The organism is Acidisphaera rubrifaciens HS-AP3 (genome assembly GCF_000964365.1).
GTDB classification, from domain to species: Bacteria; Pseudomonadota; Alphaproteobacteria; order Acetobacterales; family Acetobacteraceae; genus Acidisphaera; species Acidisphaera rubrifaciens.
On sequence record NZ_BANB01000813.1, the window covers coordinates 1 to 5,659 of the forward strand.

General features: G+C 69.6%; 6 protein-coding genes and 1 pseudogene. 5 read left to right on the forward strand and 2 right to left on the reverse strand.

The features are described from left to right. The coding region (locus B8460_RS22355) for a hypothetical protein (protein WP_048863006.1) at positions 1-628 on the forward strand (628 nt) is incomplete at its 5' end. Here B8460_RS22355 and B8460_RS22965 read toward each other — a convergent pair. Then, positions 625-984 carry a hypothetical protein gene (locus tag B8460_RS22965; RefSeq protein ID WP_199445691.1) on the reverse strand — a complete coding sequence of 120 codons (360 nt, stop codon included), beginning with the start codon at positions 982-984 and terminating at the stop codon, positions 625-627. The genes B8460_RS22355 and B8460_RS22965 overlap by 4 nt on opposite strands. Before the next feature lie 93 nt (positions 985-1,077). Here B8460_RS22965 and B8460_RS18045 point away from each other — a divergent pair, with 93 nt between their 5' ends. Beyond that, positions 1,078-1,845, forward strand: coding sequence for an SDR family oxidoreductase (locus B8460_RS18045; protein ID WP_048863007.1), 768 nt, complete (start codon positions 1,078-1,080; stop codon positions 1,843-1,845). A gap of 44 nt (positions 1,846-1,889) precedes the next feature. Next, positions 1,890-3,296 (forward strand): amidase, encoded by a 1,407-nt coding sequence (locus B8460_RS18050; protein WP_048863008.1) that lies wholly within the window; start codon positions 1,890-1,892, stop codon positions 3,294-3,296. A gap of 37 nt (positions 3,297-3,333) precedes the next feature. Here B8460_RS18050 and B8460_RS22360 read toward each other — a convergent pair whose 3' ends face one another. After that, entirely contained in the window at positions 3,334-3,837 is a 504-nt protein-coding gene (locus tag B8460_RS22360) for a MarR family winged helix-turn-helix transcriptional regulator (protein ID WP_158322974.1), read from the reverse strand. A 400-nt stretch (positions 3,838-4,237) separates the two neighbouring features. On the opposite strand from B8460_RS22360, the gene B8460_RS18060 reads away from it, so the two are divergent. Both B8460_RS18060 and B8460_RS18065 read left to right on the forward strand, forming a co-directional pair. After that, complete coding sequence (locus B8460_RS18060) at positions 4,238-5,506, forward strand: cytochrome P450 (RefSeq protein ID WP_048863009.1); 1,269 nt, start codon at positions 4,238-4,240, stop codon at positions 5,504-5,506. Then, positions 5,503-5,659, forward strand: a pseudogene (locus B8460_RS18065) (fumarylacetoacetase); the annotation flags it as partial. The gene B8460_RS18060 and the pseudogene B8460_RS18065, both read left to right, overlap by 4 nt.

Consider the following 5,659-nt stretch of genomic DNA (forward strand, 5'->3'; position numbering starts at 1 on the left):
CATGGCGGTGTTCTGCCGGGCGGAACTGGCCGGCCCGCGCCGCTCGGCCGCATCGACGCTGGCGGCGGGGCAGGTCGCGCGCTTCACCGACCACGGCAGCGGCTGGGTCTATGAGGCGGAGGGGTTCTCTCTTGCCGAGCGCACCGGCACCTGGGCGACCGGGCCGGTAGCGGGGCTGGTGTTGTGGCCTAGCCTGGAGCCGCGACGGGCGCAGGCGGCGGGGCCGGACGCGCCGGATGGCGTGGCAACGGACTCGGCCGATGCCGCGCCTGGCCTGAAGCGGACGGGTGGTCGCGACGGAGAGGCAGTGGCGATCGATCTCGACCTCGCTGCCCTGCCCGGGGCGGTCACGCACCTGGCCGTGCTGATCAACGGACACGACGCGGGACACGTCGCCCTGCCGTCGGACGGGGCGATGCGCCGCGTGCGGCTGTGTGTCCCGCCCACGATGGCGGCGCCGGACGGGGTGCTGGACCTTGTCTTCGTCAATCCGCAGGCGCGCAGCCCCGCGAGCCTCGGATATGGGCAGGACGTCCGGATACTCAGCTTCTGGTTGGCTGCGATGTCGGTCGCGCCGGCGGCGGACTGTCCGCCCGCGCCCGCCCTGTCCGTACCTGCGGTTCGCTAGCCGGGAAGCAGCAGGGCGCCGGCGGGCAGCGCGGCGAGGGCCAGCAGCATGCCGCAAGCGACCACGGCACGGATGCCGCGCGACATAGGCCAGCGGCGTCGGCCGCGCCCGTCGCCGCGGCACCCGTCGCGGCCGTCACGGCCCGCGAGCAGCACGACATAGACCCCGCCCAGCCACGGCAGGCGCACCCGCCGGCGCAGGTCGATCGCGTGATCCATGGCGTAGCGCATGCCGAAGGACGCCTGCACCGCCCGCAGCTGCGCGGGCGTGAAGCTGGCCGCGACGTCCGGCGGGACACGGGCGAGGAAGCGGGCCGTGAACAGGGCATCGGGCGACGGGGCGTGGGTGATCGACATGGGGACAGGATCGGCCGAACAAATAAAGAACTTATGAAAGGGCGTGCCCGCCCCGTCTTGCCCCGACCCGGGCTTTGGGGGTTTGCTCCACGCATGCACGAACAAGCAGACGGCCACGCGCCGCACCGCCCGCATGCCGGCCGCACCGCCGTCGTGACCGGCGGCGTGTCCGGAATTGGTCAAGCGATCGCCGCCCGGCTGCACGCGGAGGGCGCGCGCATCGGGCTGTGGGACCGCGACCGGGCTGGCCTCGACCGCGCCGCCCCCGCGCTCGGCGACGCGCATCGCGAGGTGGTGGAGATGACGGACGCGGCATCGGTGCAGCGCGCCGCCGATGCGACCGCCGCGGCGCTCGGCGGCATCGACATCCTGATCGCGTCCGCCGGCATCACCGGCCCGAACATGACCGTGTGGGAGTATCCGGTCGCGGCCTGGGACGAGGTGATCGCGGTCAACCTCAACGGCGTGTTCTATTGCTGCCGCGCCGTGGTGCCGCACATGCTGCGCGGAACGTTCGGACGGATCGTCAACATCGCCTCGGTCGCCGGCAAGGAGGGCAACCCGAACGCATCCGCCTATTCGGCGTCGAAGGCGGGGGTGATCGGCCTGACGAAATCGCTGGGCAAGGAACTGGCGACGAGCGGCATCCGCGTGAACTGCATCACCCCGGCGGCGATCGAGACGCCGATGTTCGCGCAGATGACCGAGGCGCACATCGCCTACATGAAGTCGAAGATCCCGATGGGCCGATTTGGTCTCGTCGACGAGGTCGCGGCGATGGCAAGCTTCCTCGCGAGCGACGCGTGCAGCTTCAGCACCGGCGCCGTGTTCGACATCTCCGGCGGCCGCGCCACCTATTGAGCCGTTGATACTTAGCCGATTTTCCAAGCGAGAAGACCGACGCGATGAACGAGACCGACATTGCCTGGATGCCGGCGACCGAGATGGCGGCGGCGATACGCGCCAAGCGTCTCTCGCCGGTCGAGGCCACCGCGACGCTGCTCGCGCGCATCGAGCGTTTGCAGCCGCAGGTGAACGCCTATGCCCATGTCGCGGGCGAGCAGGCGATGGCGGCGGCGCGGCGCGCGGAGGACGCGGTGATGCGCGGCGACGCGCTGGGGCCGCTGCACGGCGTACCGGTCGGTATCAAGGATCTGATCCCCACGCGCGACATGCCGACCGAGTTCGGGTCGATGACGATGCGCGGCCATCAGCCGGACACCGATGCCCCGGTGGTGACGCGCATGCACGACGCCGGTGCCGTCATCCTCGGCAAGACGACGACGTCGGAGTTCGGCTGGACCGGCGTGTCGCGCTCGCCGCTGACCGGCATCACGCATAACCCGTGGAAGCACGGCTACAATGCCGGCGCCTCCTCGGCCGGCGCGGGAGCGGCGGCGGCGGCGGGGCTGGGGCCGTTGCAGCATGGCTCCGACGGTGCCGGATCGATCCGGATGCCCGCGCATTTCTGCGGCGTATTCGGGCTCAAGCCGACCTATGGGCGGGTGCCGAACTATCCGGTCAGCCTCGGCGACTACACGTCGCATGTCGGACCGATGACGCGCACGGTAGGCGATGCGGCGCTGCTGCTGCGGGTGATGGCGGGGCCGCATCCGCTGGATCACACGAGCATGGAGGCGCCGCCCGCCGATTATCCGGCGCGGCTCGGCGAGGGGCTGCGCGGGCGGCGCATCGCCTTCAGCCCCGATCTCGGCCACGCGCGCGTCGATCCCGACGTCGCGGCGCTGGTGGCCGCGGCGGCGCGGCAGTTCGAGTCGCTCGGCGCGCGGGTCGAGGAGGTGCCGACGCCCTGGGCGGCCGAGGGGCCGGAGCTGATCCGCCGGCTGTGGCCGGGCAACCTGGCGTACCACCTGCCGAAACTCGCGACGCAGGCGGACGCGATGGACCCCGGCTTCGTCGCCTGTCTGCGCGCCGGATCGGACGTGACGATGACGGAGTATCAGCAGCTGCGCGCGCGCAAATATGCCTACATCGCGGCGCTGCACACGTGGTTTGAGGATTGGGATCTGCTGCTGACGCCGGCCGTCTCGGTCGCCGCGTTTCCCGCCGAACGGTTGCAGCCGGCGCATTGGCCGCAGCATGACTGGGATTGGGTCGGCTGGGCGGAGTTTTCTTATCCGTTCAATTTCGCCGGCAATCCCGCGGCGAGCGTGCCGTGCGGGTTTACCGCGGACGGGTTGCCGGTCGGCCTGCAGATCGTGGGCCGGCGGTTCGACGATCTCGGCGTGCTGCAGGCGGCCGCCGCATACGAGCGGGCGGCGCCCTGGGCCGACCACCGGCCCGCCCTGTAGGGCGGACCGGGGCGGTTCGTCACGGCGTCGGGGGCGCCTAGTCGAACGCGGCGTCGCCTTCTGGCATCTGCGCGTTGAGGCGCGACAAAGTCTGACGCAGGCTGGACCATTCGGACCGGGTGAGCGCACCCGCGAGCTTTTCCTCGAGCTCCTCCGCGACCGGCACGAGGGCACGCAGCACGCCCTGTCCCTTGCGCGTCAGGCGCAGCATGCGCGCGCGCCCGTCGGACGGGTCCTGCGTCTGGCGGATGAGACCGCGGCTGACGAGCGTCGCGGTGGCGCGGCTGACCTTCACCTTGTCCATCTTGGCGCGGGCGCTGACGGCGCTCGGCGAGATGCCGGCCTCGCGCCCGACGACGCTGAGGACGCGCCATTCGGGGATCGAGATGCCGAATTCCTCGCCATAGCGCTGCGCGAACAGGCGGGAGACGCGCCCGGCCGTCACCGCGAGCTGATAGGGCAGGAAATCCTCCAGCACGAAGCCGGAGCCGTCCGCTTCTTCTTCAACATTGGCCTGATGGCCGTTCGTCCTACGCCGCACGCGTCTACTCCGTCCTGTTTCAACCGTGCGCCACAAGGCGCACCAGTCGTCAAATACGATCGCTGAAAGCTTTGAGAAGGGGTTAGTTGCAACTTTCAGATGGTTTCGTTTCGCATGGCCCCCCGGCATGTCCGTTCCGCGCGTTGCAGGTTCGGGAAGGACCATGCGATCGTATGGCACACCACCCGTTATCGTCAGGGATGACGTATGAGTGACGACATGGCAACGCCTCGCCGACACCGTTCGACCGATTCCGAGGGGTTTCGTCGATTTCTTTTGCAAGTTGTCAACTACCGGCGAGGATGATGCGTCAACCGCAGCCGACGCCGCGGGTTGTGATCCGCCGTGCCGTCCACCCCCCTTTCCCAGCCGCCGCCGCCACTTTAAGAACGCCGCCATCGTGAGTGACCGGTTCCACGGCCCCGAGCGCAGGGGCAACCAGCGCAGACCGCGTCTCGCATCGCGTGCGCTCGCAGAGGCGTTCGATATCAACCGGCCGACATCGGCCTTCCTCAACGATCCGTACGCCACCTATTTCGCGCTGCAAACTTTTGCCCCGATTCACCGGTCACCGGACGGGTCGGTCGTGGTGACGTGTCACGCCGACGTGCGCGCGGTCTGCATGCAGCCCGAGCTGTACAGTTCGCGGCGCGACGTGTGGCTGCGGGCTCGACTCGGCGACGGCCCGCTCGCTACCCATTACGCCTCCGCCGTCATGTTCTGCGACCCGCCCGCGCATGCGCGCCTGCGGGCCGTGCTGGATCGCGCCTGCCTGAACGAAGCGCTGATACGCGCGCTGCGCCCCGGGCTGGAAGTGGCGGTCGAACGGGTGCTCGACGATCTCGCCGGGCGGGGCGCGTTCGATGCGATGGCGGATTTCGCGGTCCACCTGCCGGCGCAGGTCATCGGCACGCTGCTTGCCATCCCGACGGAGGAACGGGCGCTGCTGCGCAACTGGTCGGTGGACATCCTGGCCGTGCTCGAGCCGGATGGCGACGCCATGACCATCAGCCGCGGCGAGGCAGCGCTGCGCGACTGCTCCGCCTTCCTGCGCGAGCTGTTCGCCCGCCGTCGGGCCGCCGGGGCGCCGGCGCGCGATGACGTTGTCGGCCGTCTGCTGGAGGATGTCGCAAGCGGCGGCTGGTCGGAGTACGAGCTGTTGCAGAATACCATGCTGCTGATGAATGCCGGGCAGGAGACGATCGCCAACACGATCGGCAACGCGCTGCATGCCCTTGCGCGGTTTCCCGGCGAACGTGACCGCCTGTTGGAAGAACCCGATCTGATTGAGTCCGCGGTCGAGGAATTTCTCCGCTACGACAGCGCAATTCAGTTCGAGGGTCGTACCGCCACGGCCGCAACGAGCCTCGGCGGCGTGGCGATCCCGGCGGGGACGGCGGTATATCTCTGCCTCGGCGCCGCAAACCACGATGCGGACGTGTTCGAACAGCCGGACAAGCTCGATATCACCCGCGACCCGAACCCGCATCTCGCCTTCGCGACGGGAATTCACCGCTGCATCGGCGGGCCGATTGCGCGGATGGCCGTATCGGTTGCACTCTCCGCCTTTCTCCTCCGTTTTCCGCGCTATGAGCTGGCGCACCCGCCCGTCCCCGGGCGCCGTGCCCGTTATCGGGGGTTCCTCTCGCTTCCCGTGAGGCTTCCATGACCGACGAGACGACCGATCCGACACGACGCAGCTGGATCGCCTCGGCCAACGACCATCCGGAATTTCCGATCCAGAACCTGCCGTTCGGCGTCTTTTCGCCGCCGGGCGGCATGCCGCGGGGCGGCGTCGCGATCGGCGACATGATCCTCGACA